This window comes from Streptomyces sp. ITFR-6 (genome assembly GCF_031844725.1).
GTDB lineage: Bacteria > Actinomycetota > Actinomycetes > Streptomycetales > Streptomycetaceae > Streptomyces.
On record NZ_CP134612.1, the window covers coordinates 5699174 to 5724146 of the forward strand.

Annotated in this window: 17 protein-coding genes, 1 tRNA gene and 1 pseudogene; 7 read left to right on the top strand and 12 right to left on the bottom strand. The window is 68.4% G+C overall.

Going from position 1 to position 24973, the window contains the following annotated elements:
• Window positions 1–30: 30 nt before the first annotated feature.
• The 6 genes from RLT59_RS26055 to RLT59_RS26080 form a co-directional block, all read right to left on the bottom strand.
• Window positions 31–1083, bottom strand: coding sequence for an ABC transporter permease (locus RLT59_RS26055; RefSeq protein ID WP_311305648.1), 1053 nt, complete (start codon window positions 1081–1083; stop codon window positions 31–33).
• Window positions 1067–2122 (bottom strand): ABC transporter permease, encoded by a 1056-nt coding sequence (locus RLT59_RS26060; protein ID WP_311305649.1) that lies wholly within the window; start codon window positions 2120–2122, stop codon window positions 1067–1069. The genes RLT59_RS26055 and RLT59_RS26060 overlap by 17 nt, the downstream gene beginning before the upstream one ends.
• Window positions 2119–3660 carry a sugar ABC transporter ATP-binding protein gene (locus tag RLT59_RS26065; protein ID WP_311305650.1) on the bottom strand — a complete coding sequence of 514 codons (1542 nt, stop codon included), beginning with the start codon at window positions 3658–3660 and terminating at the stop codon, window positions 2119–2121. The genes RLT59_RS26060 and RLT59_RS26065 overlap by 4 nt, the downstream gene beginning before the upstream one ends.
• Before the next feature lie 370 nt (window positions 3661–4030).
• A complete protein-coding gene (locus RLT59_RS26070) occupies window positions 4031–4885 on the bottom strand; it encodes an ABC transporter permease (protein WP_311305651.1) in 855 nt (284 codons plus the stop codon).
• On the bottom strand, window positions 4845–5705 hold the full coding sequence (locus RLT59_RS26075; RefSeq protein WP_311305652.1) for an ABC transporter ATP-binding protein: 861 nt from the start codon (window positions 5703–5705) through the stop codon (window positions 4845–4847). The genes RLT59_RS26070 and RLT59_RS26075 overlap by 41 nt, the downstream gene beginning before the upstream one ends.
• A complete protein-coding gene (locus tag RLT59_RS26080) occupies window positions 5702–6157 on the bottom strand; it encodes a MarR family winged helix-turn-helix transcriptional regulator (protein ID WP_311305653.1) in 456 nt (151 codons plus the stop codon). Before RLT59_RS26080 ends, RLT59_RS26075 begins: the two co-directional genes overlap by 4 nt.
• 228 nt (window positions 6158–6385) lie before the next feature.
• Between RLT59_RS26080 and RLT59_RS26085 the strand changes: the two are divergent.
• A pseudogene (locus RLT59_RS26085) lies at window positions 6386–6586 on the top strand (IS1380 family transposase); the annotation flags it as partial.
• Window positions 6587–6923: 337 nt separating this feature from the next.
• On the opposite strand, the gene RLT59_RS26090 reads toward RLT59_RS26085, so the two are convergent.
• The 5 genes from RLT59_RS26090 to RLT59_RS26110 all read right to left on the bottom strand — a co-directional run bounded on the left by RLT59_RS26090 (window position 6924) and on the right by RLT59_RS26110 (window position 17143).
• The gene (locus tag RLT59_RS26090) at window positions 6924–10595 is read right to left on the bottom strand and encodes a discoidin domain-containing protein (RefSeq protein WP_311305654.1); all 3672 of its coding nucleotides are present in this window, start codon (window positions 10593–10595) and stop codon (window positions 6924–6926) included.
• 1092 nt (window positions 10596–11687) lie between these two features.
• Window positions 11688–13766: a beta-galactosidase gene (locus RLT59_RS26095; RefSeq protein WP_311305655.1), complete on the bottom strand. Its 2079-nt coding sequence runs from the start codon at window positions 13764–13766 to the stop codon at window positions 11688–11690.
• Window positions 13767–13823: 57 nt separating this feature from the next.
• On the bottom strand, window positions 13824–15161 hold the full coding sequence (locus tag RLT59_RS26100; RefSeq protein ID WP_311305656.1) for an ABC transporter substrate-binding protein: 1338 nt from the start codon (window positions 15159–15161) through the stop codon (window positions 13824–13826).
• Between the two features lie 87 nt (window positions 15162–15248).
• The gene (locus RLT59_RS26105) at window positions 15249–16205 is read right to left on the bottom strand and encodes a carbohydrate ABC transporter permease (RefSeq protein ID WP_311305657.1); all 957 of its coding nucleotides are present in this window, start codon (window positions 16203–16205) and stop codon (window positions 15249–15251) included.
• A gap of 11 nt (window positions 16206–16216) precedes the next feature.
• Window positions 16217–17143, bottom strand: coding sequence for a carbohydrate ABC transporter permease (locus RLT59_RS26110; protein WP_311305658.1), 927 nt, complete (start codon window positions 17141–17143; stop codon window positions 16217–16219).
• Between the two features lie 289 nt (window positions 17144–17432).
• Between RLT59_RS26110 and RLT59_RS26115 the strand changes: the two genes are divergently transcribed.
• The 4 genes from RLT59_RS26115 to RLT59_RS26130 all read left to right on the top strand — a co-directional run bounded on the left by RLT59_RS26115 (window position 17433) and on the right by RLT59_RS26130 (window position 20597).
• Window positions 17433–18437 (top strand): LacI family DNA-binding transcriptional regulator, encoded by a 1005-nt coding sequence (locus tag RLT59_RS26115; RefSeq protein ID WP_311305659.1) that lies wholly within the window; start codon window positions 17433–17435, stop codon window positions 18435–18437.
• 645 nt (window positions 18438–19082) lie between these two features.
• Complete coding sequence (locus RLT59_RS26120) at window positions 19083–19235, top strand: helix-turn-helix transcriptional regulator (protein WP_399126973.1); 153 nt, start codon at window positions 19083–19085, stop codon at window positions 19233–19235.
• Window positions 19236–19481: 246 nt separating this feature from the next.
• Window positions 19482–19721 carry a hypothetical protein gene (locus RLT59_RS26125; RefSeq protein ID WP_311305661.1) on the top strand — a complete coding sequence of 80 codons (240 nt, stop codon included), beginning with the start codon at window positions 19482–19484 and terminating at the stop codon, window positions 19719–19721.
• 93 nt (window positions 19722–19814) lie between these two features.
• Window positions 19815–20597 (top strand): tyrosine-type recombinase/integrase, encoded by a 783-nt coding sequence (locus tag RLT59_RS26130; protein WP_311305662.1) that lies wholly within the window; start codon window positions 19815–19817, stop codon window positions 20595–20597.
• Window positions 20598–20860: 263 nt separating this feature from the next.
• On the opposite strand, the gene RLT59_RS26135 is transcribed toward RLT59_RS26130, so the two are convergent.
• A tRNA-Arg gene (locus tag RLT59_RS26135) sits at window positions 20861–20936 on the bottom strand.
• A 316-nt stretch (window positions 20937–21252) separates the two neighbouring features.
• On the opposite strand from RLT59_RS26135, the gene RLT59_RS26140 reads away from it, so the two are divergent.
• Window positions 21253–22905, top strand: a complete 1653-nt coding sequence (locus tag RLT59_RS26140) for a dynamin family protein (RefSeq protein ID WP_311307860.1) — start codon at window positions 21253–21255, stop codon at window positions 22903–22905.
• Window positions 22902–24956 (top strand): GTPase, encoded by a 2055-nt coding sequence (locus RLT59_RS26145; protein WP_311305663.1) that lies wholly within the window; start codon window positions 22902–22904, stop codon window positions 24954–24956. Before RLT59_RS26140 ends, RLT59_RS26145 begins: the two co-directional genes overlap by 4 nt.
• Window positions 24957–24973: the final 17 nt, after the last annotated feature.

Consider the following 24973-nt stretch of genomic DNA (forward strand, 5'->3'; position numbering starts at 1 on the left):
TGCCTTTCGAGGAGGGTGGGACGGGAAGGGTTACGGGCGGAGGCCGGCGGCGCGCCGGTGGCGTCGTTCGACCACGGCCGCGATGACGCGTGGGGTGAGGACGGACGCCACGAGCAGCAGACCGGTCACGATGACCTGCACCTCGTTGGCGATGTCGTTGAGGGTCAGCAGGTTCTTCAGGACGCCGATGAGCAGCACCCCGGCGACCGCGCCGAACAGCGTGCCCTTTCCGCCGTCGAAGTCGATGCCGCCGAGCAGCACGGAAGCGATCACGAGCATCTCGAAGCCGAGCCCGTTGTCGGCGCGGGCACTTCCGTAGCGGAGGGTGAAGACGATCCCCGCGAAGGCGGAGAACAGCCCGGTGACGACGAACAGCAGCAGCTTGATCCGCTTGACCCGGATGCCCGCGAAGTACGCGGCCTCCTCCTGCGCCCCGATCGCGAACAGCGAACGCCCCAGGCCGGTCGCGTGCAGCACGATCGCGGTGACCACGGCGAGCACGATGAACAGCAGGACGGGATACGTGAGGAAGGTGCCGGGCACCGTGGTGGTGTCGACGGCCCAGTCCGCGTACGTCTGCGGGAAGTCCGTCACCGCGTCGCTGCCGAGCGCCACGGAGGCCAGCCCCCGGTAGAGCGCGAGCGTGCCGATCGTGACGGCCAGCGAGGGCAGCCCCACCTTGGTGACGAGCCAGCCGTTGAGCAGCCCTCCGGCGACGCCCACCAGCAGCACCACCGGCACGATCGTCTCGAACGCCCAGCCCGCGTTCCACAGCGCACCGGTCAGCGCGCTGCCCAGGCCGAGCATCGAGGCGACCGACAGGTCGACCTGTCCGGCGACCACCAGAAGGGTCATCGGCAGCGCGATGAGGGCGACCTCGACGATGTCGTTGAACGCGAACGCGAGGTTCTCGCCGGAGCCGAAGCCGTCGGTGGTGGAGAGCCCCGCGACGACCACCGCCACCAGCAGTGCCCCGACCGCGGTGTCCCAGCGCAGCGCCAGTCCACGCAGCGAACCCTTCGTCGTGGCGGGACCCTTCGGGGCGGCGGGCACCGCCTTCTCGGTCTCAGGCGCCATTGCCATGCCGGGCGCTCCTCTTCCTCAGTGCGGCGGTCATCCGCAGGTTCACGATTCGGTCGACGCTGATGGCCAGGAGCAGCAGCGCGCCGGTGATGGCGCCCTGCCAGAACGAGTCGACCTTCAGGACCACCAGCACGCTGCCGATGGTGGTGAGCAGCAGGGCGCCCAGCGCGGCGCCCCAGACCGTGCCCGTGCCGCCGGTGATGGCGACGCCGCCGACGACGACGGCGCTCACGACGGTCAGCTCCCAGCCGTGCGCGTTGTCCGCGACGACCGTGCCGAACCGGGCCAGCCACAGCGTTCCGGCGAAACCGGCGACGGCCCCCGAGAAGGCGTACGCGGCCAGGATCCGGCGCCGGATCGGCACCCCGGCGAGCACCGCGGCCTCCGGGCTCGACCCGATCGCGTACAGCTCGCGCCCCGAGCGGTAGCCGCGCAGGAAGTACGCGGTCGCCGCGAGCAGCACCACGGTGATCAGCGGCAGATACGGCACGCCCAGCAGGGATCCGCTGCCGAGGCCCAGGATCTGGTCGGGGACCTCGGCAGCGCCGATCTGGTCGCCCTGCGCCCACCAGTAGTCGACGCCCTGGATGATGTAGAGCATGCCGAGCGTCACGACGAGCGCCGGCACCTTGCCGAAGCTGACGAGCGCGCCGGAGACCAGCCCGCAGACCACCCCGATGGCGATGCCCAGCAGCATCACGGTGAGCACACCGTGGTCGGTACCGGCGACGAACTTGCCGCAGGCGAAGGCCGAGAGCCCGACGACGGAGCCGACAGACAGGTCGATGTTGCGGGTGATCACGACGGCCGACTGGCCGACCGCGAGCAGGACCAGGATCGATGAGTTGAGCAGCAGGTCCTTGATGCCCTGGTCGGACAGGAAGCGCGGGTTGGCCAGGTAGGTGCCGAGGATCAGCAGGAACAGCGCCCCGGCGATGGAGATCTCGCGGGCCCGGAAGACGGTGTCCACGAGCGAGGCCGCGCTGCGGGCCGGCGCCTCCGGTCCGCTGTCCGGCGGGCTTGCGACGGTGGTGGTCATGCCGCTTTCCTTTCACCGAGTCCGGTCGCCGCCGCCATGACGGTCTCCTCGGTGGCGTCCGCGCGCGGGAGTTCGGCGGCGAGCCGGCCCTCGTGCATGACGAGAACCCGGTCGGCCATGCCGATCACCTCGGGCAGATCGGAGGAGATCATCAGCACCGCGAGCCCGTCGGCGGCGAGTGCGGACAGCAGCCGGTGGACCTCGGCCTTGGTGCCGACGTCGATGCCTCGGGTCGGCTCGTCGACGATGAGTACGCAGGGTTCGGTCGCCAGCCACTTGGCCAGCACGACCTTCTGCTGGTTGCCGCCGGACAGGACTCCGGCGGAGTCGGCCAGCCGGTTGTACTTGAGCTGGAGGCGCAGCGCCCAGTCGGCGGCCCGGTCGTGCTCCAGGGCCCGGCTGACCAGCCCGCGGCGGCGGACCCTGCCGAGTCCGGTGAGGCCGATGTTGCGCTCGATCGACATCTCCATGACGAGCCCGCGCTGCCGGCGGTCCTCGGGGACGAGGGCGAGCCCGGCGGCCATCGCGGCGGTGGGCGAACCGGCGCGCAGCACCGTGCCGTTCACCCGTACCTCGCCCGCGTCGGCGCGGTCGACGCCGAAGACGGCCTGCGCCACCTCGGTGCGGCCGGCCCCGACGAGCCCGGCCAGTGCGACGATCTCGCCCCGGCGCACCTCGAACGACACGTCGTGGAAGACGCCCTCCCGGGTCAGGCGCCGCACGGAGAGGGCGACTTCCCCCACGGCGGCGTCCTGCTTCGGGTAGAGCTCGTCGAGGTCGCGGCCGACCATGAGCCGCACGAGCCCGTCCTGGGTGAGCCCGTCCAGCGGCTCCGTGGAGATCCACCGGCCGTCCCTGAGCGTGGTGACGCGCTGGCACAGCTCGAATATCTCGTCCAGCCGGTGCGAGATGAACAGCACGGCCGCACCCTCGGCGCGCAGCGCCCGTACGACCGAGAACAGCCGGGCGGTCTCGCTGCCGGTGAGCGCGGCGGTCGGCTCGTCCATGATCAGGACGCGGGCCTCGAAGGAGAGCGCCTTGGCGATCTCGACGATCTGCTGGTCGGCGATGGACAGCCCGCGGGCCGGCCGGTCGGGGTCCAGATCGACACCGAGCCTGCGCATCAGTCCCGCGGTCGTGCCGTGCACGGCTCTGCGGTCGATCCGGCCGAGGGAACGCCGGGGCTGGCGGCCCATGAAGATGTTCTCCGCGATCGACAGATCGGGGAAGAGTGTCGGCTCCTGGTAGATGACGGCGATACCGGCATCGCGGGCGGCGGCGGGGCCGTTGAAGACGACGGGCTTCCCGTCGAGCAGTACGACACCGTTGTCAGGGCGGTGCACCCCGGCGAGCGTCTTGATGAGGGTGGACTTTCCCGCGCCGTTCTCCCCGGCGAGTGCGTGCGCCTCACCGGGGAAGAGTTCGAGTGACACGTCTTGCAGGGCCCGTACGGCGCCGAAGGATTTGCGCACCTCCTTCAGCGCCAGCACCGGGGCCGGCTCCGGGGCCGAGTCCGGGCCCTTGGCGGACTTGTTCATGAGGGGCTCCTGAGCGGTGGACCGAACCGGCGGGAGGCCGTAAGGACCCACACGTCGTGAAAGGTTTCAACCGGGCTCCTCGGAAGCTAGACGGGGATCGCGGGCGTAGTCAATGGGTGGGCAGCGGTAATTTCCTGAGGTTGGAGGGAAGCGTGAAAGGGGATTGGCTGCCGGTGGCCCGCCTGGTCGCGGATGCATGGTGACGCTGCGGGGTGTCGATACCGGTGTGGATATCCACCACGGTGGTGAATCGATTCACATACGCAGTCGATGCCGGGCTGCCGCAGCGCGAACGCCGGTGCACGCGCGGGGTCTTGTGACGTACGGGATCGCGGGCCCCTGTACGGAGTACCGGATATGGGCGCCGGTGTCAGCGGGCGAGCCGGCCGAGCAGGGAACCGGCGGCCACGATGCCGACGGCGGCGGCGAAGGCCAGCACCCCGAAGTCCAGGCCGAGATGGGACGGCGTGCCGATGAGCAGGCCGCGCAGGGCGTCGACCTGGTAGCTCAGCGGGTTCACCTTGCTGACCGCCTGGAGCCAGCCGGGCATGAGGGCGACGGGATAGAGCGCGTTGGAGGCGAAGAACAGCGGCATCGTGATCGCCTGGCCGATGCCCATCAGCCGGTCACGGGTGAGTACGATCCCGGCGATCGTCATCGACAGGCACGAGAAGAACGCAGAGGCGAGCACGACGACCACGGCCACGCCGAGCAGATGCAGCGGGTTCCAGCTCATGCCGACGCCGAGCAGGGCGGCGATCACGATGACGACGACGGCCTGGATCACGGCCTTCACTCCGGCGGCGAACGCCTTGCCGGTCACCAGGGCCGACCGGGGGGTCGGCGTGACCATGAGTGTGGTGAGGACGCCGGAATCGCGCTCCCAGATGATCATGATGCCGTAGAAGATCGCGATGAACATGGCCGACTGGGCGATGATCCCGGGCGCGAGGAAGTCCAGATAGGGGACGCCGCCGGTGGGGATCGCGTGGATGCGGGAGAACGTCGTACCGAAGAGCAGCAGCCACAGCGCGGGCTGGACGGCACGGGTGTAGATATCCGTCCGGTCGTGCATCAGCTTCTGCAGTTCGACGGCGCACATCGCGCCGACCCGGGCCGGTACCACCCGCCAGCCGGTGCGCGGCGGTGGCGGGGCGAGCAGCAGGGCGAAGCGCGGATCGGGCTCAGCCGCGCCGGGTCGCGGTGCGGCGGGTACGGCGGACATCGTTGAACGCTCCCTTCTCCGCCTCGGACCCGGGGTCGTCCAGTCCGCTCCCGGAGTGGTACCGGAAGACGTCCTCCAGGGACGGCGGCGGGGTGGCGGGTTCGCCGGATTCCCGGCGGTGGGCGACCAGTTCGCCCTTCAACTCGACGGGGGTGCCGAGCGCGCGGAGCCTGCCGAGGTGCATCAGGGCGAGCCGGTCGCAGCGGCGGTCGGCCTCGTCCATGGAGTGTGTGGTCACCAGCACGGTCATCCCGGTGCCGGTCCGGATCTCGTTGATCCGGTCCCAGACGCTGTCCCGGGCGATCGGGTCCAGGCCGATCGTCGGCTCGTCCAGGATCAGCAGTCGGGGGGCGCTGACCAGGGCCTGGGCCAGTTCGAGGCGGCGCACCATGCCGCCGGAGTACGTGCCGGCGAGCCGCCCCGCGACATCACCGAGGCCGACGGCGTCCAGCGCCTGGGCGACCCGGGCCGCGCGCTCGCGGCGGGGCACGTCGTACACCCGGGCGAAGAGCTGGACGTTCTCCAGGCCGGTGAGCCCGGCGTCGGCCGACAACTGCTGCGGTACGTAGCCGAGCAGGCGTCGCACCGCCATCCGCTCCCGGGCGGCGTCATGGCCGAACACCTCGACGGCCCCGGCCGGGACGGGCAGCAGGGTGGTGATGGCGCGCATCGTGGTGGTCTTGCCCGCGCCGTTCGGCCCGAGGAGCCAGAACACCTCCCCGGGCCGGACCAGCAGGTCCAGCCCGTCGACCGCCTTCGAGCTGCCGAAACGGTAGGTCAGGCCGGTGCAGCGGACAGCGGGCGCGGTGTGTGTGGTCACGCGGTCTCATCCCCCTCACGCATGGACGCGGCGAGTCTGTGCAGGGCCGGGAGGGCGGCGGCGAGCGCCGCGCGGTCCTCGGCGTCGAGCCCGGCCAGGTGGTGGCGGAAGAGCGCCGCCCGGCGGGCGTGCCACTCACGCAGCCGCTCCACCCCGGCGGGCGTGAGGTACAGCAGCGCCGCGCGCCCGTCCCCTGGGTCCTTCTCCCGCCGCAGCAGCCCCTCCGCGGCCAGGTGGTTCACCAGTGTGCTCACCGAGTTGGCCGCCAGGGAGAGGCTCCGCGCGGCCGACGAGACGCGCACGCCGGGCTCGGTGACCACCAGTCGCAACAGCTCGGCGTGCGCCCCGCGCATCCGGGGAGCGGAAGAGCCGCTCCACAGTCTGCGCCGGGCGAGCCGCTGGATACGGGGCAGGAGTCCGGCGAGCTCGTCGGAGAGTTCGCTCGCCTTCACCGCTCCATTTTAGCTCTGCATACGAACTAATGTCAGCGGCTGCGACCCCGCTGTCATCGTTCGCGCCCCCGCCCGTACGCTGAATCAGCGCCCGCCGGCCGCGCGCCCAGGCCCGCGCCCAGACCTGTACCGGGTCTCGCGAACAGCCTTACGCCGTCACTACGCCGGACTGGCTAGCGTCCCTTTGGCCAGCGAAAAGGCCCTGTCGTGGGAGGGCCCGGCGTGCAGCTGACGCGCTTCGCCACCAACACCTCGGGCCGGCCGATCCCCGAACTTGAGCTCCGTCACCGACTGCGAGCCCTGGCCGAGGACCGCATCCGAAACGCCCGCGCCACCGGCCTGCGCAACCTTCCCCTGCACCACACCACCCAGAACCGGATCTGGCTGGAGATCGTGCAGATCGCCCTCGACCAGCTCGCACTCCTGCCAAACCCCGGATGACCAGCACTTTTCCCGTCCCTACGACAGCAGTCCGACACCGGAGCACTGGAACCCGGCGCCTCCCCGAGACGACACTCGTGCCCTCGACCTGCCCACGGCACGAAAACGGTTCACCGACTCCGTCGGCGGACCGTCATGAAACTTCGAGGTTAGAGCCCGCGGTCAGCAGACATGGGCGAGGGGCCCGTCCCAGCTTGGGTCGGGCCCCTCGTTACGGATGCTGCGTCGGTGCTGATGTCCAGCCGACTTGGCAGGCTGCGCGGCTCTCAAGCCCTGTTGCCTTCGCGCATCCTGCTGCCTGCCAAGCCAGCCGGCTTTGCGTGCTTCAGTGGCGGGTGCCGACGAGCTCTCCTGCGCTCAGGTTGAGTTGGTTGAGTGCTCCGACGACCTGCTGCTGGGTCTTGGGCGCGTCAGCGACACGCTTGGCGGTGTCGAGTGCGGTGTCGAACTCCTCCCACACCTTCGGCGTGTAGTTCTTCTCCTCTATCTTCGATGCCTGCTCGACCGCGTCTTTCAGCGTCGAGGCGTCGACGTGGGGAGCACTCGCCTTGACCGGCTGAAGGCCGGCAATCGCCTTCTTGATGGACTTCGTGGCCGCATCGACCTCAGCCTGTGTTGTGTCGGAGTCGTCTGAAGCCGCGAGGACCTTCTTGCCCTTCTTGACAGCGCTCTTGAGGTTCTGGATGGACTTCTTCGTGTACTGGTGGGGCCTGTCGAGCTTGGTCTCGCCGTTCTCGATGGCCTGCGCCAGCTTGGTGACGTCGACCTTCACCTCGGCGCCGATACCCTGCAGGTTCTTGATCGCGGTTGCGAGCGCGGTCGCAGCCTTGTCGGCCTCGGCCTGCGTGTGCTTGGTGCCCTGGCCCTCCTGCTGCAGCGCGTCGAGCAGGTCCTTGGCCGGCTTCAGCTTCTTGTTGAGCGCCGTGAGGCTCTCCTTGGTGAAGGTGTCGGTCATCGCCGAGAGCGTGGTGGCCTGCTCAACAGCCGGCTTCAGCTTGGAGACATCCAGGGGGATCACCTTCTTCGCCCTGATCGTCATCTCGTAGAGGCCGCGGGCCCAGTCGGCGCTCCTGTTGTGGACCACGTCGTAGCTGTCCTTGTTCTGCAGCTTGACGTAGCGGTACTGCTTCCCGGTGACGTCGTGGGCCTGGAAGCCGGGGAAGTTGTTCTGGTTGTTATTGACGATCGTGGTCCAGGTCTTGTTGTCGTTGGACCCCAGGATCGTGTAGCGGTGGGCGTTGTCGGACCCGCCGACGGACTTGAACGACATGGCGACGTTCGTCAGATCACGCTGCTGGCCCAGGTCCACGGTGACGTAGAACTGGTTGTTGCGCCCCTTGTACGCCTGCTCGGTTCCGTCGTAGTTGTCCATGTCGGAGTCCAGGCCGTTGAATGCCTGGCCGATGTCGTAGCGGTGGACGATCCCCTGCTGCTCCAGCTCACCACCGGGGCAGGTGACCCAGTCAGTGCTGCCTGAGACGCCGTTGGGGTCGTACTTGTCGCACTGGTAGTACTCGTCGGGCTTCTGGTAGTCGATCACGCGCGGCGTGTGGTTGGCGGGGTCCACCTTGCCCAGGTCGCCCTCGGCGGTGCTGATATGAACGGCCTCGTCGGTGCCGTCGCCAATGGTGACTGTGCGGTTGTTGAGGCTGATGCTGAGCTTCTCGGCGTACTTCACTGAGACCAGGCCCGGTGCCGGTGCGTAGGCCGGGGCCTTGATCTCTGTGCCCTCCTTGTCTTTCCCGATCAGGACCTGCTTACCGGTTGCCGCGCCGAGCCCCGGAGCGTTGTCGTCGATCGTCATCGGTAGCCAGACAGTGGTCGAGCTTTCGAGATCGCCGGCGATCCAGCGGCTGCCGTTGAAGAGATAGACGGGTTTGTCCTTGGTTCCCAGGTTCCACACCCCGCCGACCTGGCTGTTGTAGGTCGTGTTGTCGGCGAAGGGCTGCAGAGGCGTCCACTTGTCCTCGCCGTTGCGGTAACCGTACTTGTCACGTGCCGCGTCGAGGCCGTCCGCGAGGTTCTTGGTGCGGTTGTACATGGCCTGGTTCTTATACCAGCCGGACTGACCGGAGGTGAAGAGGTAGACGTACTTGCCGCCGGGGCTGCGGACGACCTGCGGGGCCTCCCGCTGGGCGGTGACGTTGATGTCGTACTCCTGGGCCGGCACGACGGACGTCATGTCTTCATTGAGTTCCCACACCCTCATGTAGAGGTGGTCCTGACCGGTAATCAGGTAGGACTTGCCAGTGCCGCCGAACTCCTTCTCGTCCGTGTACATGGAGTAGTCGCGGCTACCGAAGCCCAGGTTCTGGCCGTAGCGGGCCGGGACCGGGTTGGCGCCATCCATCGTGTAATAGACCTCGGCGTTGAACGTCGGAGACAGCACGCGCAGCTCTGCGTAGCCGAACATGCCGCTGTCGTTGTCCTGCCAGTCGCCCGACTTGAAGTTCATGACGGGCTCGAACACCGGTACATCTGCTGCCTGTTCGCTGCCTCCCTTGGCGAGGGTGAAGCTGGTGGTGGCGACGTCGGAGAACTTGGTGTTGTCGAAGTCCGCCGCCACCGTCTTGAACACCAGGCCGTCAGTGATGGGTACGTCCGGCACGTTGTAGCGGCTGTCCCACTGCCAAGCGGTCTCGCTCGTCCGGGGGTCGGTTCCGTCGGTCGTGACCAGAACCTTGTACTTTGCGGGGTCTATGTCCGCCGTCACGTAGGCGCGGTCGCCCTGGTTTGCGACGACCGACTTGCTGTCCTTGTTGACGCCGGTGTTCTCGTCCACGCGGGGCGCGATCTCCGGGGTGGCGAGCTCCTTGCGGGCGTCGCTGTCGTCCTCGACCGCCGTGTACTTCTCGCTTGCGACCGCGGAGTGGTCGATCTCGTCCAGGACCGGGGTGGTGTCGTCGTCCGGGTTGGGGTCGTACGCCTTGTCAGCGCTCTCGCCGTACCCCTTGGCCGAGACTCCTGCGGCCTTGGTGTGGTCGGACTTCGCGGCCGGGTATCGGACGATGTAGCTGCTCGCGTTCGGGCTGATCCCCGCAGCCTTCGCATCGTCGTAGGCGGACTGGTCGTACGGCGTCATGCGCACGGCGCTCGCCTTGAGCGTCATGTCGTCATGCAGGTCGTTGAAGTTGTAGATCCACCAGTTGCCCTCCTGCACCGACGTCCCGTACGAGCCTTCGTCGTTGCGACCGTCCGGCTTGTCCGGGTCGTAGCCGTCGCTTCTGGGACCACTGGGCTTGGGGAAGGTGGCGATCTGCGGCGGGTAGTCACTACCGGTAGCCGGGGCTTCCGCGCTGCCGTCGTACTCGCCGCTCTTGCCGGGGGTGTCGAAGTCCTTGCGCAGCTGGCCGACGCGGTCACCCATGGCGTCCTTGGAATCGGTGGACCCTGCCTCGCCCTTGGCGCCGACGTTCAGGCTCGCACCGGGGCGTGCGTGGGTCGTGACGATCTTGTACGGCCCCTCAGGCTTGTCGGAGACCAACGCCATGGTCTGCGATGCGTTGTAGGTCGCCTTGAGTTCCCAGTGCATCCAGATGACGTACTTGCCGCTCGGGGAGCGCTCGAAGTCGACGCGCTCCACCTTGGCGTTCGCCAGGGGGTGCGTCACCGTTCCGTCAGGCATGGTGTACGGGGTCTTGGGACCCACGACCTCGCCGATGAACTCCTTGTTCCGCCAGTCCTTTCCTCCGTAGAGGCCGAGGCTGGTCCCGCCTGCCGAGGAGTCGAGCTGGCTGGCGCCGATCGAATAGTACTTGCCGTCGACATCGGTGTTGTCGAGGCCGGGGCCAGTCATCGGACTGCCGTCCGATGCCAGGCCGGTCGAGTTGTCAACGGTCAGCGTGTCGTCGGCTGTTGCCGCAGGCGCGGTGTCCGCAGCGACGGCTGCCGCCGGCGCGAGGGCAACCGCCATCGACACCGCCAGCGCCATGCCCGTCCACCGCGCGGCCGTGCGTGCCACGGCCCGCTGCGGCTTGATTCCGGGATCGGTCCTCATCCGAGATCCTCCTTACCGCAACCGTGCTGCGGGTCGTCTGTGGTGTTCAGGTACGCCGTCCCGCACGGGACAGCTGCGTCCCCCGTCAGGGCGGACTGCCCAGCCTTGAGCAAAGCTGCAGCAGCGAAGGCTGCGGCGGCTTCCTTTGCGTTGGCCATGGTGGATCGAGATCCTCTCCAGCGCTTCCGACTCCCCTAGGCAATTCGGGAGTTGAGGTGTCATCACACAGCAGCGTGCGCAAATCCGTGGTCAGGAACCTGTTCCGTACAGGCACTGCGAAGCCCTGGATGTTTACGCAAACATAACGAGGAGGATGTCAAACCATCACGGCGTTAGGCAATGGGTGTGACAAGGGTTTTTGACTCAGGCGTGTGCGGCTCTGTTTGGTGATGAGCGTTCGATGCACATCTCCGCAGATGAGACGCGGTGTACCCCGAAGGGCCTCAGCTTCACTGCCTTGCAGAAGACTTATGCCCCAGCGGTCCGATCCGGCGATAGTGCGGGTCTCAGTCGCGTCTGACGCGCCACGCCTTGGGATTGTTGGTCCGGACCGCCGGGTCGGCTGTTCGTGACCGCCCATGCGCCGGACCGGCCCAGACCTCTTCGAGTGCCGGTTCCCGGGGGCGTCGCCCGTACGGAGGCGAGGCTTCCCACCCGGGAGGCTCTCGGCGTTTCGTCGAGGAAAGGGTGTTTTGTCGCGACAGGCGTGAATGGCGGCGACGATTCCCCATGCTGGTGGAAGATGTTTAAACCTGATCGCCTTTGCGTTTCGGGTAGTAGCTCGCTCGCGGGTGCCGAGAGTCGACGCACATCGGAGGGCCGTGGGACCAGGGTCGGGTTGAAGCGGCGCCCCCATCTTCGGTCACGCGTGCCCGCGTGACCGAATCGAGGCGTGGCGGCACGGGTCCGCTGCCATGCGTGGGAGCACGCCGAGTAGGGCCTTGGCGGTGAGCCAGGGCCCTTTGCGCACGCTACTTCCGACGTCCGGGGAGAGACGCGAGATGCTGCGGCGCAGCACAGGTCCCACTAGGCCATGTCACTGCCGGGGTGAGCGGCAGCTGCGCCGGCGAGTTTCCGGGGCTGAGGGCCGCCTCAGCCTGCCCGCTCGGTCCGCGGGACCGTGTCCTGCGGCGTCGGTTGCTGCAGGACTGCGACTTCTCCCGGCGGTAGCACGAGCCCCTCCGCCCCTGGCAGCCCCACGAGTACCTGACCCGTCAGGCCGGGCACGGGCACCGACACGTCGCTGCGGTTCACCAGGAACAGATAGCGGCTCTCGCTGTCGCATCGCACGACCTGCTCGATCACCCCTCGCGACTGTTCGGGCAGGTCGCTTGTCACGCCGGAGGGAAGGAGCAACTGGGGCAGCAGAGCGGCCAGGCCATCAACGCCCAGGCGCGTCGAGACATATGCCGCCGAACCCTGCCCTGTCGTGCGGCGGGTGACCGCCGGGCGCGAAGCATACGTCCCGCTGCGGTACCGCGCGAGGACCTCCACATCGGTGCCGGCCACGCTGATCCGGTCGGTCCACAAGGAGCCGGTTGCAGCGTTGTCGAGGTCGACGGTGTCACCGTCGAGCAGCGGCCCGAACTCCTCGATGCGAATGCCCAGCAGGTCGCGTAGGGCACCGGGGTAGCCGCCGAGCCAGACATGGTCGTTCTCATCCACGATGCCGGAGAAATAGGTGGTGACCAGGTGCCCGCCGCCTTCGACATAGCGGGTGAGATCCTTGGCGAGTGACTCTGCCACCACGTGCAGGACAGGTGCGATTACCACGTCGTAGGAGGCCAGGTCGGTGCCCAGCTTGGGTATCACGTCGGCACGGATACCCAGGTCCATCAGGGCGGAGTACCAGTCAAGGGCCTCGCGGTGGTAGTCAAGGAGCGACGTCGGGTGGGAGTCGTGCTCACTGCTCCACCAGGAGTCCCAGTCGAACAGGATCGCGACGCGGGCGGCTTCGCGCTGACTGCCCGCGAGGGGTGCGAGTGCCTCCAATGTGCGCCCCAACGCCACGACATCACGAAACAGTTCGCTGTCGGGGCCGGCGTGCGGGACCATCGCCGAGTGGTACTTCTCGGCGCCTGCTGCGGACTGGCGCCATTGGAAGAAGCACACAGCATCAGCACCGTGCGCGACGTGCAGCAGCGAGTCGCGGACCAGTTCGCCGGGCCCTTTGGCCAGGTTGACGGTCTGCCAGTTCACAGCACTGGTCGAGTGCTCCATCAGGAACCACGGGCGGTGGCTCGCGAGTCCGCTGGTCAGGTTGGCGCAGAAGGACAGCTCGTCGCGGCTTCGCGGGCCGGACACGGTGTAGTGGTCGTTGGATACGAAGTCGACTGAGCTCGCCCAGTCCGCGTAGTCCATGCCCTTGATCCCGCTCATCACCATGAAGTTGGTGGTGACGGGCACGGCGGGGGTGATCTCGCTCAGGATCTCGCGCTCGGCGAGCAGATGGTTCTTCAGCGCGTCCGAGGAGAAGCGCTTGAAGTCGAGCTGCTGCGTCGGATTGGGATGGGATGCGGCAAGGCGAGGCGGCAGGATCTGGTCCCAGTCGCTGTAACGCTGCGACCAGAAGTCCGTGCCCCAGGCGTGGTTGAAGGCGTCGAGCGTGGTATAGCGGCGCCGCAGCCACTCACGGAAGGCGAGCGCGGCGTCGTCGGAGTAGTCGTAGATGTTGTGGCAGCCCAGCTCGTTGCTGACGTGCCAAGCGACCAGGGCCGGATGGTCGGCGTAGCGCGTCGCCAACTTCCGGACCAGGTGCAGTGCGTGCTCGCGGAAGATCGGCGAGGTGGGACGCCAATGCTGTCGCGCTCCGGGCCACAGGGTCTCACCGGTGGCGGTCACCGGCAGGATCTCGGGGTGCGCGGTAGTGAGCCATGGCGGCGGTGAGGCGGTAGCGGTGGCAAGATCGACGCCGATGCCACCCGCGTGCAGCAGGTCCATCACCTCGTCGAGCCATTCGAAGTCCCAGGTCTCCGCAGTGGGTTGGATCCGGGCCCAGGAGAAGATCGCCAGGGATACGACGTTCACGCCGGCCTCACGCATCAGGCGGACGTCCTCCTCCCACACCTCTCGCGGCCACTGCTCGGGGTTGTAGTCGGCGCCATACCCGAGGCGTCGGATGCCGTCGCTGCCCGTCGGGTAGGGGAAACGGTGGGTAAGGGGCGAGGTCATGCAGGTCCTTCCATGTGCCGGTGGTTGAGAGAGGCAGGCTCGATCGGGCCACTGGCGCTACTTCTCAATAGTGAAGCCCTGCTCCTGGCCGTAGTCGAGGGACTTGTCCTGCCACGACTTCAGGCCGTCGACGAGCTTGGTGTCGGAGGCGTACGCCTTGCCGACGGTGTCGTTGAAGATCGAGTTGGAGTACACCTGGTACGGCAGGTACTTCCAGCCGGCCGGAACGGACTTCGCGGATTCGGCGAAGATCTTGTTGGCCTTCTGGCCACCGAAGTACGGGAACGCGGTGTCCTGGAACGCCTGGGAGTTCAGGTCCTCAGCGGTGGCCGGGAAGGCGCCGTTCCTGACGCGGGTCTGCACGCCCGCACCAGAGTTGGCGTACTCGACGAAGGCGTAGGCGAGCTCCTTGTTCTTGCCGAGCGTCGGGAGCGCGAGCGAACTGCCGCCGTTCTCCGCGCTGGAGTTCGCGCCCTTCTCCCACTGCGGAAGCGGGGCGACCCGCCAGTCACCGGCGGCATCCTTCACCCCGGAGGCGAAGTTGGCAGGCATCCACGCACCAGTGGCCAGCGTCGCGATCGTGCCGTCGCCGAGGCCCTTGTACCAGTCGTCGGACCAGCCCGCGATCGGCGAGACAAGCTTCTCGTCGATGAGCTTCTGCCAGGTGTTGGTGTACCTCTTGGCACCCGCGTCGGTGAAGTCGATACCGACCTTCGTGCCGTCGACCGTGTACGGGTGCGAACCCGCCTGCCACAGCAGACTGGTGGTCATGCCCGCGTCGCCGACGTCGCTCGTGATGTACGCCTTCGAGTCCGCCTTGCGCAGCTTGCGGCCGGCCTCGACGTACTCGTCCCACGTCGTGGGGACGGCGATCTTGTACTTGTCGAAGACCTTCTTGTTGTAGAACAGCGCCATCGGCCCGGAATCCATCGGCAGGCCGTAGACGCCGTCACCGGCCTGAACCGAGTTCCAGGGGCCGGGTGAGTACGATCCCTCCAGCTTGTCCGCCCCGTACGCCTTGAGGTCGGTGACCGACTTTGTCAGTGCGTACTGGCTGAGCGCGTAGTACTCCAGCTGCGCGACATCGGGAACGCCCTTCTCCGCCGAGATGGCGTTCTGGAGCGCCTTGTACTGGTCGTTGCCGGTGCCCGCGTTGACCAGTTTGATGTGGACCTTCGGGTACTTCTTCTCGAAGTCGGTGGCGACCTGCTTCAGGGTGGGCTCCCAGGCCCACACCGTGACAGTGCCGCCCTTCTTCAGTGCGGCCTGGAGGCCGGAGGCGCCGACCGGCTTCTGGCCGGAGTCGTCGTCCGAGCCGCCGCAGGCGGTCGCCCCGAGCCCCAGGACACAGACGAGACCGAGGCCGCGCAGCAGGCGGCGGGAGTGCTTGGGCATGGCGGAACTTCCACTTCCTCGTGGTTCAACAGGACTTATGGACAGGGGGAGGGAGAAGCGCTGTGTGTGCGCCGGTCCCGGACCGCGCTACTCCTTGACGCTTCCGGCGGAGAGCCCGGACTGCCAGTACTTCTGGAGCAGCAGGAACGCGGCGATCAGCGGCACAATGGTCAGCAGCGAGCCGGTGACGACCAGGTTGAAGACGGCCTCACCACCGGCCGTCGCCGCCTGCTTGTTCCATGCGTCGAGCCCGAGGGTCAGCGGATACCAGTCGGGGTCCTTCAGCATGATCAACGGCAGGAAGTAGTTGTTCCACGTCGCGACCGTGGTGAACAGCAGCACGGTGACCGTGCCCGGGGCGAGCAGCGGCAACGCGACCTGGAAGAAGGTGCGCAACTCGCTCGCACCGTCGATGCGGGCGGCCTCCATCAGCTCAGTGGGGATGGCCTCAGTGGCGAACACCCACATCAGATACAGGCCGAACGGTGAGATCAGCGACGGAATGATGACGGCCCACGGAGTATCCGTCAGGCCGATCTTGCTGAACAGCAGGAACGTAGGGACCGCGAGAGCGGTGGCCGGAACCGCTACCGCGCCGATGACGACCGCGTAGACGGCGCGTTTGCCAGGGAACTGGAACTTTGCCAGCGCGTAGCCGCCCAGAACCGCCAGGAATGTGGCACCGCCCGCTCCGACGACCACGTACAGCAGAGTGTTCAGGAGCCAGCGGCCGAAGACGCCGTCCTGGTAGGTGAACGTCTGGCTGATGTTGTCCCACAGCGCGAAGTCACCATCGAACCAGAGCCCGAACGACCGTGCCAGACCCGCCTGCGACTTGCTGGCGCTGATCAACAACCACAGCAGCGGCACCAGGCTGTAGAGGAGGACGACGCCGGTGAGCACGGTCAGCAGGAGACTGCGCCGGGGACGGCGGCCCGGTGTGCGTGGGCGGCGCGGTCCGCGCAGCCTGGGAGATCCACCGCGCGCCTCGTTGGCTGGACGAACCGCAACGGCCGGCCGCGGAGCATCTGTGGTGCTGCTCATCGTCATCCCTCTCACGCTCCCTTGCGCATGCCGCGCAGCTGAACGACATAGGCGACGGCCATGGTGATCACGCCCATGACGATGGCGACGGTCGCGGAGTAGTTGTGCTGCTGGCCGGAGAAGGACAGCGAGTACGTGTAGTAGTTCGGGGTGTAGTCGGTGGTGATCGCGTTCGGCGCGAGCTTCTGGAGGATGGCGGGCTCGTTGAAGAGCTGGAAGCTGCCGATGATCGAGAAGATCATGGCGATCACGAGGGCGCCACGGATCGCCGGGAGCTTGATTGCGGAGATGACACGCCACTGGCCGGCCCCGTCGATCTCCGCGGCCTCGTACAGCGAGTGCGGGATGACCCGCAGCGCGGCGTAGAAGATCAGCATGTTGTAGCCGACGAACTCCCAGGTCACGATGTTGCCGATCGACGCCAGAATCAGGTCCGATGAGAGCGGGTCGGGCAGCGAGACGCCGAAGGTGTCATTGATGTCGCCGACGAGGCCGAACCGGGGACCGTACATGAAGCCCCACATCAGAGTGGCGACGACGGCGGGCACCGCATAGGGCAGGAATACGGAGATCCGGAAGAAGTCCTTGCCGTACAGACGGCCGCTGTCGATCGCGAGGGCGACGAGGAGCGCGATTCCCAGCATGATCGGCACCTGAATCAGCAGAAACAGTCCGACGCGTGCGACGCCGCTCCAGAACTGACTGTCCTGCATGGCCTGCTGGTAGTTGTCGAAACCGACGAACGTGGTGCCACCGATCAGCTGCGTCCGGAACAGGCTCAGGTAGACCGAGTACGCGAGCGGCACCAGGAAGACCAGCGCGAAGACGAGTACGAAGGGGCCGATGAACCCCCACCCCGCCCATGAACGGCGCGGTCGCCGCACCGGTGATCCAGCCGGGCGGGCCCTTGCGGCCGCCGGCGGTTGAAGCGTCGTCATCTCGCGTCCCTCGCTCGTGCTTCGCCAAACCGAAACGGACGTCCACGCAAGCATTCCTGGGCACTGACCGGCTCGACCAATCTGCCGCGCAGGCGTTATGGTTACGTAAACATTCGATGGCGGCATGTCTACACTGCCCCCAGATGAGCGGTCAAGAGTCGCTCACGAAAGGCGACAGCGGATGAGGGAGACGGTGGACCGAACAGGCGAAGGCTTCCCGGCGGAGGGAACACCGCCGACCAGCCGAATCCCGGCAAGTCGGACCACGCAGCGCCACAAATCCGTGTCGATGGCAGACGTCGCCCGCATCGCTGGTGTCTCTTCGCAGACGGTCTCCCGCGTCTCCAACGGCTTCCCCGGCGTCAATGAGGAGACCCGCCAGCGGGTCCTCTCCGCGATGAAGGAGCTCCGCTACCGCCCCAACAGTGCGGCACGCGCACTCAAGCGCGGCGAGTTCCGCACGATCGGCGTCATCACGTTCACGCTCTCCACGACCGGCAATGTCCGCACCTTGGAGGCCATCGCCACCTCAGCCGCGCAGGAGGGCTATGCGGTGACGCTGCTCCCTGTCGCCGTTCCCACTCAGGACGAGGTGCGGGGCGCCTTCTCGCGCCTCGGTGAGCTCGCCATCGACGCGGCCATCGTGATCATGGAGGTGCACCTCCTGGACGAGGCCCGGCTGTCCCTGCCGCCACACGTGAAGGTCGTGGTCGCGGACTCGGACGCCGGGGACCGCTATACGGTAGTCGACACCGACCAGGCCGGCGGCACCCACGACGCCGTCAACCACCTGCTCGGCCTAGGTCACGCCACTGTCTGGCACCTGGCAGGCCCTGAGGAGTCGTATGCAGCCCAGCGGCGAACCGGAGCTTGGCGCGCTGCACTTGAGGAAGCCGGCCAGGTCCCGCCCCCGCTCGTCCGGGGCGATTGGTCAGCGGAGTCCGGTTACCATGCGGGTCTTCTGCTCGCCGAACGTCCTGACTGCACCGCCATCTTCGCGGCCAACGACCAGATGGCCCTCGGCCTCCTGCGCGCGCTGAACGAGCGAGGCCGCAAAGTGCCCGAGGACGTTTCCGTCGTCGGCTTCGATGACATCGCCGAATCCAGCTCGTTCCAACCGCCACTGACAACCGTCCACCAGGACTTCGCCGAGGTCGGCCGCCGCTGTGTCGAGGGAGTCCTCCACCATGTGCGGGAGAACGGGCTTGAGCACGGCACGGCCCTTGTCCCCACGAAGCTCGTGGTGCGAGCCAGCACCGCCCCGCCGCCCCGCAAAGTGATTCCGTGTTCCTGACCAGCGACTGCCGCCCCTTACCTTGTCGTTTATGGTCCGGGGTCGAACACGGCTCGAACTCAGTCGCGTTTTCGCAGTCGAGCGGACGTGGAAGCAGCCTTCGGCTGATCACAGGCGCTCGGGATTCCCGAGCGCCTGTGCCCCTTGCCGCGTTGTGGTGAATCTGGACCGGCTATCGGACGACGGTCTGCTAGTGGTCGCCTCACCCGGTGCGTCCGGATCCCCGTGCTCGTTTCTCCTTCCCCCCACCAATGGTGAGGCCGAGCAGGCGTTGGGCACGTGATGCGGCGCGCAACGTAGCCGACGATCGCCGGTTAGCCAAACCGGGATCGTCGCAACTATTGAGGTGTTCGCTTTTCGGCTGCGCTTGGCGGTGGAGCCGTGGCGGATGCAGGCAGCTTCGCGTTGGCAAGAGGAGGTGCGGAGCAGCTCTGCTGCGGCGGTCCCCGGCGTCGACCATGCGAGGGAGTGCTGCCGCACCCTGTCACTCCTCGCTTCTCAGCAAGGAAGCCCTGTCATGCACCGATTCGCGATACCCCCTGCCCTTTTCTGCCCCGAGATAGCGCCGAGCCCTGCCCTCGGAGATTGCGAGGTGACGGCGTGGCGGTAGCGGTGCGGTCTGGACCGAAGCCGACGGTCGATGACGTGTGCGCCGAGCTGGGAATTGCCCGATCCACCTTCTATGACTGGCGGCAAAAGGGGCGAGGACCGCGTTGTATCCGACTGCCCAACGGCAGTCTCCGGATACGGCGCAGTGATTTCGAAAACTGGCTTAGTGATTGTGAGGATGCGTCTTGATCGGGTAGCGCGTTTGACGTACGGATCTACAACATCGAGCGCCGAACGCGAGCGAACGGATACACCTACAAGGAGGTCTGGAAGGTAGGTGCAAAGAAGCACAGCAAGACCTACCCGACGAGGGCGCTCGCGGATGCCCGACGCTCCGACCTGTTGACCGCAGCCAACCGGCATGCCGATCTCATACTCCAGTAAGGCAGCGGATTCCAACTGGTATGACTGCGCCGTCGAGTTCATCGACAAGAAGTGGCCACAGTTCTCCGCCGGCCGGCGGAAGAACGTGGCCAAGGCGATGACCCCCGCGACCATTGCCTTGCTCCGGACACCCCCAAGCAGTTTGATCCGGTCAAGGTGCGTACCGCGCTGCGCGAGTATGCCTTCAACTACAAGCGCCGGACGAACCCCGAAGTACCGATACCCCACGAGGTCCGAGTCATCCTCGAATGGGTCCAGCGCAACACGTTGTCGATGGCCGCGTGGGAGTAGTCGGACCGGATCGACGCGGTCGTCACCGCGCTCGGATCCCTGCTGGACGGCACGGCAGTGGCGGCCAGCTCCGTCACCTGCCACCGGCGGATCATGAACCTGGCGATGGAACATGCCGTTCGGCACGGCATCCTGCGCCACAATCCCTTGCCAAAGGGTAAGGGTGGTGGAGGTGGCGGCCCCAAGGTCGCTCAGGCCATCGACAAGCGCTCGCTGCTGAACCCGAAGCAGGTCACCGCGCTCCTCGACTGGATCGGCAATCGCCCCTGGCGGGGGCTCGTCTACCGGGTCTTCTCCGTCACCCTGTGCTACGCCGGCCTTCGACCGGAGGAAGCCGTCGCACTGCATGTAAGCGACGCCACGCTCCCCGAGACGGGCTGGGGCGAGTTCATCGTCCATGGGGCCCGGCCGGACGTCGGCAGCCAGTGGACCGACAGCGGTAAGCCCCACGACGACCGCGACCTGAAGGGGCGAGCCGTGGGCGACACGCGGACCGTGCCCATCCATCCTGACCTCGTCGCGTTCCCCCGCGAGATCATCGACCGCTACAAGCTCAAGCCGACCGACCTCCTCTTCCCTGGGGAGAACGGCGGCACGCTGGCGGGTTCCGTGTTCCGAAGGGTCTGGGAGAAAGCCCGAAAGGTCGTTCTCAAGCCACACGAGCTCCAGTCACCCGCAGGCAAGCGCGTGTACGACTGCCGCAGCACCTGCCTTACGGCATGGCTCAACCAGGGCATCCCGCCAGCTCAGGTCGCCGGATGGGCGGGCAACAGCGTGCCCGTGCTCCTCGCCACCTACGCGAGGTGCATCAACGGCCAGCTAGCGAACTACCAGAAGCAGATCGAGAGCATCCGGTACGTCCCCGAGGCGGTGTAACCGAACATAACCGAGGGCGGTGTGGAACCCCAGGCAGACGGGGCTCCGCACCGCCCTTCGGCGTTCGTCGGCGGGGGTAGTTCGGGAGCATTTGGGTGGAGCAGGCTGGGGGACGCGTGGGGGACAGGCACCCGTAGAGGCTCAGTTTCAGCCGGTGTCAGCCGGACTTTCGCCCCTTCCGGTGAAGCGGCGTACGTCGGAAATCCGTCAGAGCCAGACATAGTCTGACCAGGCAAAACACGGCCCATCCGACGTGACGTCGGTGGCGCCCCCGGCAGGACTCGAACCTGCGGCCAAGCGCTTAGAAGGCGCCTGCTCTATCCACTGAGCTACGGGGGCCGGGTGGTGGCCTCGGTGACCTGGAGCCCTGGGACCCGGGCGGTCCGCGACCTGCCGGGACAAGGATAGGGCTCCGAACGCCTGGACCCGGTTGCTTCACCTGCGTGGCACGATGTGGAGGTTCGGTGAAGCGAAACGATAATCGCAGGTAGGTGCGATTCATGCATAGCTTTTGGCGCCTCACGCCCCGGGCGTTGTGCACTCGTTATGCCTGCGCCCCACTCGTCCCCTCTGTCCTGAGGAGGAACCGCCGCGCAGAGGGGGCTATACGCTTCAAAAAGGCGCCAAAATTGGGCATTCTTCGCATGTGGTGACCTTGGACGTACGGCCTCAGCTCATCGACGCACTCTCCGCCCTGCGCGACCGTGTCGCTGCCGTGCGTCTTCCACTCCCGCTGCCGGGCGCTCCACGCGCCAGGCAGACCAGGATCGAGCTGCTCGCCCAGCTCGACGACTACCTGCTGCCCCGCCTCAAGGACCCGGAGGCACCCCTGCTCGCGGTCATCGGAGGGTCCACCGGCGCGGGCAAGTCCACGCTCGTCAACTCCCTGGTGGGGCGCCGGGTCAGCGAGGCCGGGGTGCTGCGGCCGACCACGCGCACCCCGGTGCTGGTCTGCCATCCGGATGATCATCGCTGGTTCGCCGACATCCGGGTGCTCCCGCAGCTGACCCGGGTCTGGCTGTCGCCCGAGGAGTCCGCCAACCCCGGCCAGTGCGACCACCTCGACGGGTCCGAGGGGAAGGCCGCGGAGGAAGGGACCGCGCTCCGCGTCGAGACCGCCGCCGGGCTGCCGCGCGGGCTCGCCCTGCTGGACGCCCCCGACATCGACTCGCTCGTCGTGCGCAACCGGGTGCTGGCCGCCGAACTCGTCTGCGCGGCGGACATCTGGGTGATGGTGACCACCGCCGCCCGGTACGCCGACGCTGTGCCCTGGCACCTGCTGCGCACCGCCAAGGAGTACGACGCCTCGCTCGTCACCGTCCTGGACCGGGTGCCGCACCAGGTGATCGCGGAGGTGTCCCGGCAGTACGGGGCGCTCCTCACCAAGGCCGGTCTCGGTGAGGTCCCCCGCTTCACCATCCCCGAGCTGCCCGAGTCGGCGGGCGGCGGCAGCGGACTGCTGCCGACCACGGCGGTCGCCCCGCTGCGCGCCTGGCTCACCCACCGCGCGCAGGATCCGGCGGCCCGTCAGCAGGCGGTCGGGCGTACGGCGGCCGGGGTCATCGACTCGCTCGATGTCCGGCTGCCCGCGCTCGCCGGAGCCGTCGCGGCCCAGTACGCGGCCGCCGTGCGGCTGACCGGCGTGGTCGAGGACGCGTACCGGAAGGAGGGCGCACGGGTGCGGCGGCGGCTGCAGAACGGCGGGGCGCTCGCCGGGGACGCCCGCACCAGGTGGCGCGGCTACCCGCTGTACAGCACCACGGAGGAAGTCCTCGAAGCCTTGGTGGAGAGCCTCGCCGCACTTCTGGAGTGCGCGGTGGCGGCCGCCGACGAACAGATCCGGACGAACTGGCGGCAGGAGCCCGCGGCCGCGGTCTTCGGCTTCGAGGAGGTGGGCCGGGAAGAGGGCGGTTGGGGGCCGGCGGAGGACATCCGGGGCCGGATCGCCATGACCGTACGGCGCTGGCGCAGGGTCCTGGAGGAGCTGGCCGAGGAAGAGGTGCGGCTCATGGAACGCAACGCGGCGCCCGACGCGGAGACCGTCGCCGCGCTGCTGGCCGCCGCCCTGCTCGGCGGCCGGCGGGCCCGTACCGCCGGCGAACAGCTGGCCGAACGCATCGGCGCACAGGGCGCCCTGAGGCTCCGTGACAAGGGCGCGGCACTGCTCACCGGCTATCTCGACCAGGTGCTCGGGGGCGAACGCGACCGTCGTCTCGCCCCGCTGGACGCACTCGACGTGGCCCCCGAGCCGCAAGCAGAACTGATCGCCGCGCTGTCCCTACTGCAGAAGGAGAGGTGGCAGCGATGACTGCCGTCACTGACGAGGGTCCGGGCCGGGGACAAGGACCGGGGCCCGAGCCGCAGTTTGAGCCGGGACACGGCCCGGACGAGGGCTCCGCCCCCGGCGGGGACCGCCGGAAGGACCGGTCGAAGGGTTCGGCGGAGGGCGGTGCGCGGGGCCGGGCGAAGTCCCTGGCGGAGGACGGCGCGGACGACGGCGCGCACGACGGCGCACAGGACGGCGCGCCGGGCCGGGAGAAGGGCAGGGGGAAGGATCCGGGCGGGACGGGCAGTGGCTGGGACGACGGTCTCATCGCACGCCGTGCCGCCGCCGGAGCCGCCCCCCGGGAGACGCCGGCGGCCGCCCCGGAGGACGACAGCCGCCCCCAGGTCGAGGCGTACGTCCCCTCAGGCAGCCCGCTCAGCCCCCGCCTGGACGCACTGCGTGAGCTCGTCGGGCTCTCCAGGGCCCGGCTCGACCGGACCGACCTCGCGGAGGCGGGCCGGGTGCTCGACGAGGCCGCCGCGCGCCAGCGGCTCTCCTCCCGGCACACCGTCGTCGCGATCGCCGGAGCGAGCGGCAGCGGCAAGTCGACGCTCTTCAACTCCCTGGCGGGCGCGCAGATCTCCGAGGCCGGGCTGCGCAGGCCGACCACCGCCTCGCCCATCGCCTGCTCGTGGACGGACGGCGCCGCGGGGCTGCTGGACCGGCTGGCGATCCCGGGGCGGCTCAGGCGCCGGCCGCAGCCGGGCGGCGCGGGGGCCGACGAGGCGCTCCAGGGGCTCGTCCTGGTCGACCTGCCGGACCACGACTCGGCGGCGACCGGACACCGCGAACAGGTGGACCGGGTGCTGGCGCTGGTCGACGCGGTGGTCTGGGTCGTGGACCCGGAGAAGTACGCGGACGCCGCACTGCACGAGCGCTATCTGCGCCCGCTCGCCGGGCACGCGGAGGTCACCTTCGTCGTCCTCAACCAGATCGACCGGCTGCCCGGCGAGGCGGCCGACCAGGTCCTGGACGATCTGCGCCGACTGCTCGACGAGGACGGCATGGCCCTCGGCGAGCACGGCGAACCGGGCGCCACCGTGCTGTCCCTGTCCGCGCTCACCGGCGACGGGGTGGGCGAACTGCGCGAACTCCTCGGCCGGTTCGTCCAGGAGCGCACGGCCGCGACGCGCCGGCTCTCCGCCGATGTGGACGCCGCCGCCGCCAGGCTCCGCCCGGTGTACGTGGCCGAGGGGCGGACCGGGCTGGGGGAGCGGGCCCGGGAGGAGTTCGCCGCCCGGCTCGCGGAGGCCGTCGGCGCCTCCGCGGCCGGTCAGGCGGCGGAGCGCGAATGGCGCCGCAACGCGGGCCGGGCGTGCGGGACGCCGTGGCTGCGGCTGTGGCGCTGGTACGAGTCCACCCGGCAGCCCCGGCTGCTGGACCGGACGGCACTCACCGCCCCGCCGGAGGAGCAGCTCACCGCACGTCAGCGGGTCGAGCAGGCGGTACGCACGGTCGCGGACGAAGCCGTCGACGGGCTGCCGGGGCCGTGGGCGCAAGCGGTGCGCGAGGCCGCGGTGCACGGGGCGCGGGGGCTGCCGGAGGCGCTCGACGAACTGGCCGAGCGCGCCGGCGCGGCACCGGCGCGGGGTGCGGAGAACGACGCCGATGAGCCGGCGGAACCCGGCGCGCGGGCCGGGGCGCCCCGGGGGCGGGCCGGCAACAGGCCCCCGCGCCCGGCCTGGTGGCCTGCGGCCGTACTGGCCCAGGTGGCGATGACGCTGCTGCAGATCTTCGGCGGCCTGTGGCTGGTCGGCCAGATCGTCGGCGTCCTCGAACCGGGGTTGCTGACGCCCGCTCTGGTGATGCTGGCGGGGATCGTCGGCGGCCCGCTGGTGGAGTGGTCGTGCGCGGCGGCGGCCCGGGGGCCCGCGCGGCGGTACGGCCAGGAGGCCGAACGCAGGCTGCGCGAGGCGGCGGCCGCCTGCGGGCGGGCCCGGGTGCTCGATCCGGTGGCGGCGGAACTGGTGCGCTATGGCGAGGTGCGGGAACGGTTTGTGGCGGTGACGGAGTTTTCCACAACGGGCCGTTAGTCCACAGGCGCCAGCAG

Coding starts and splice junctions, on each gene's coding strand:
- RLT59_RS26145 (WP_311305663.1), top strand. CDS start 22,902: ATGACTGCCGTCACTGACGAGGGTCCGGGCCGGGGACAAGGACCGGGG.
- RLT59_RS26065 (WP_311305650.1), bottom strand. CDS start 3,660: ATGAACAAGTCCGCCAAGGGCCCGGACTCGGCCCCGGAGCCGGCCCCG.
- RLT59_RS26100 (WP_311305656.1), bottom strand. CDS start 15,161: ATGCCCAAGCACTCCCGCCGCCTGCTGCGCGGCCTCGGTCTCGTCTGT.
- RLT59_RS26055 (WP_311305648.1), bottom strand. CDS start 1,083: ATGGCAATGGCGCCTGAGACCGAGAAGGCGGTGCCCGCCGCCCCGAAG.
- RLT59_RS26095 (WP_311305655.1), bottom strand. CDS start 13,766: ATGACCTCGCCCCTTACCCACCGTTTCCCCTACCCGACGGGCAGCGAC.
- RLT59_RS26110 (WP_311305658.1), bottom strand. CDS start 17,143: ATGACGACGCTTCAACCGCCGGCGGCCGCAAGGGCCCGCCCGGCTGGA.
- RLT59_RS26130 (WP_311305662.1), top strand. CDS start 19,815: ATGAACCTGGCGATGGAACATGCCGTTCGGCACGGCATCCTGCGCCAC.
- RLT59_RS26060 (WP_311305649.1), bottom strand. CDS start 2,122: ATGACCACCACCGTCGCAAGCCCGCCGGACAGCGGACCGGAGGCGCCG.
- RLT59_RS26070 (WP_311305651.1), bottom strand. CDS start 4,885: ATGTCCGCCGTACCCGCCGCACCGCGACCCGGCGCGGCTGAGCCCGAT.
- RLT59_RS26115 (WP_311305659.1), top strand. CDS start 17,433: ATGGCAGACGTCGCCCGCATCGCTGGTGTCTCTTCGCAGACGGTCTCC.
- RLT59_RS26105 (WP_311305657.1), bottom strand. CDS start 16,205: ATGAGCAGCACCACAGATGCTCCGCGGCCGGCCGTTGCGGTTCGTCCA.
- RLT59_RS26090 (WP_311305654.1), bottom strand. CDS start 10,595: ATGAGGACCGATCCCGGAATCAAGCCGCAGCGGGCCGTGGCACGCACG.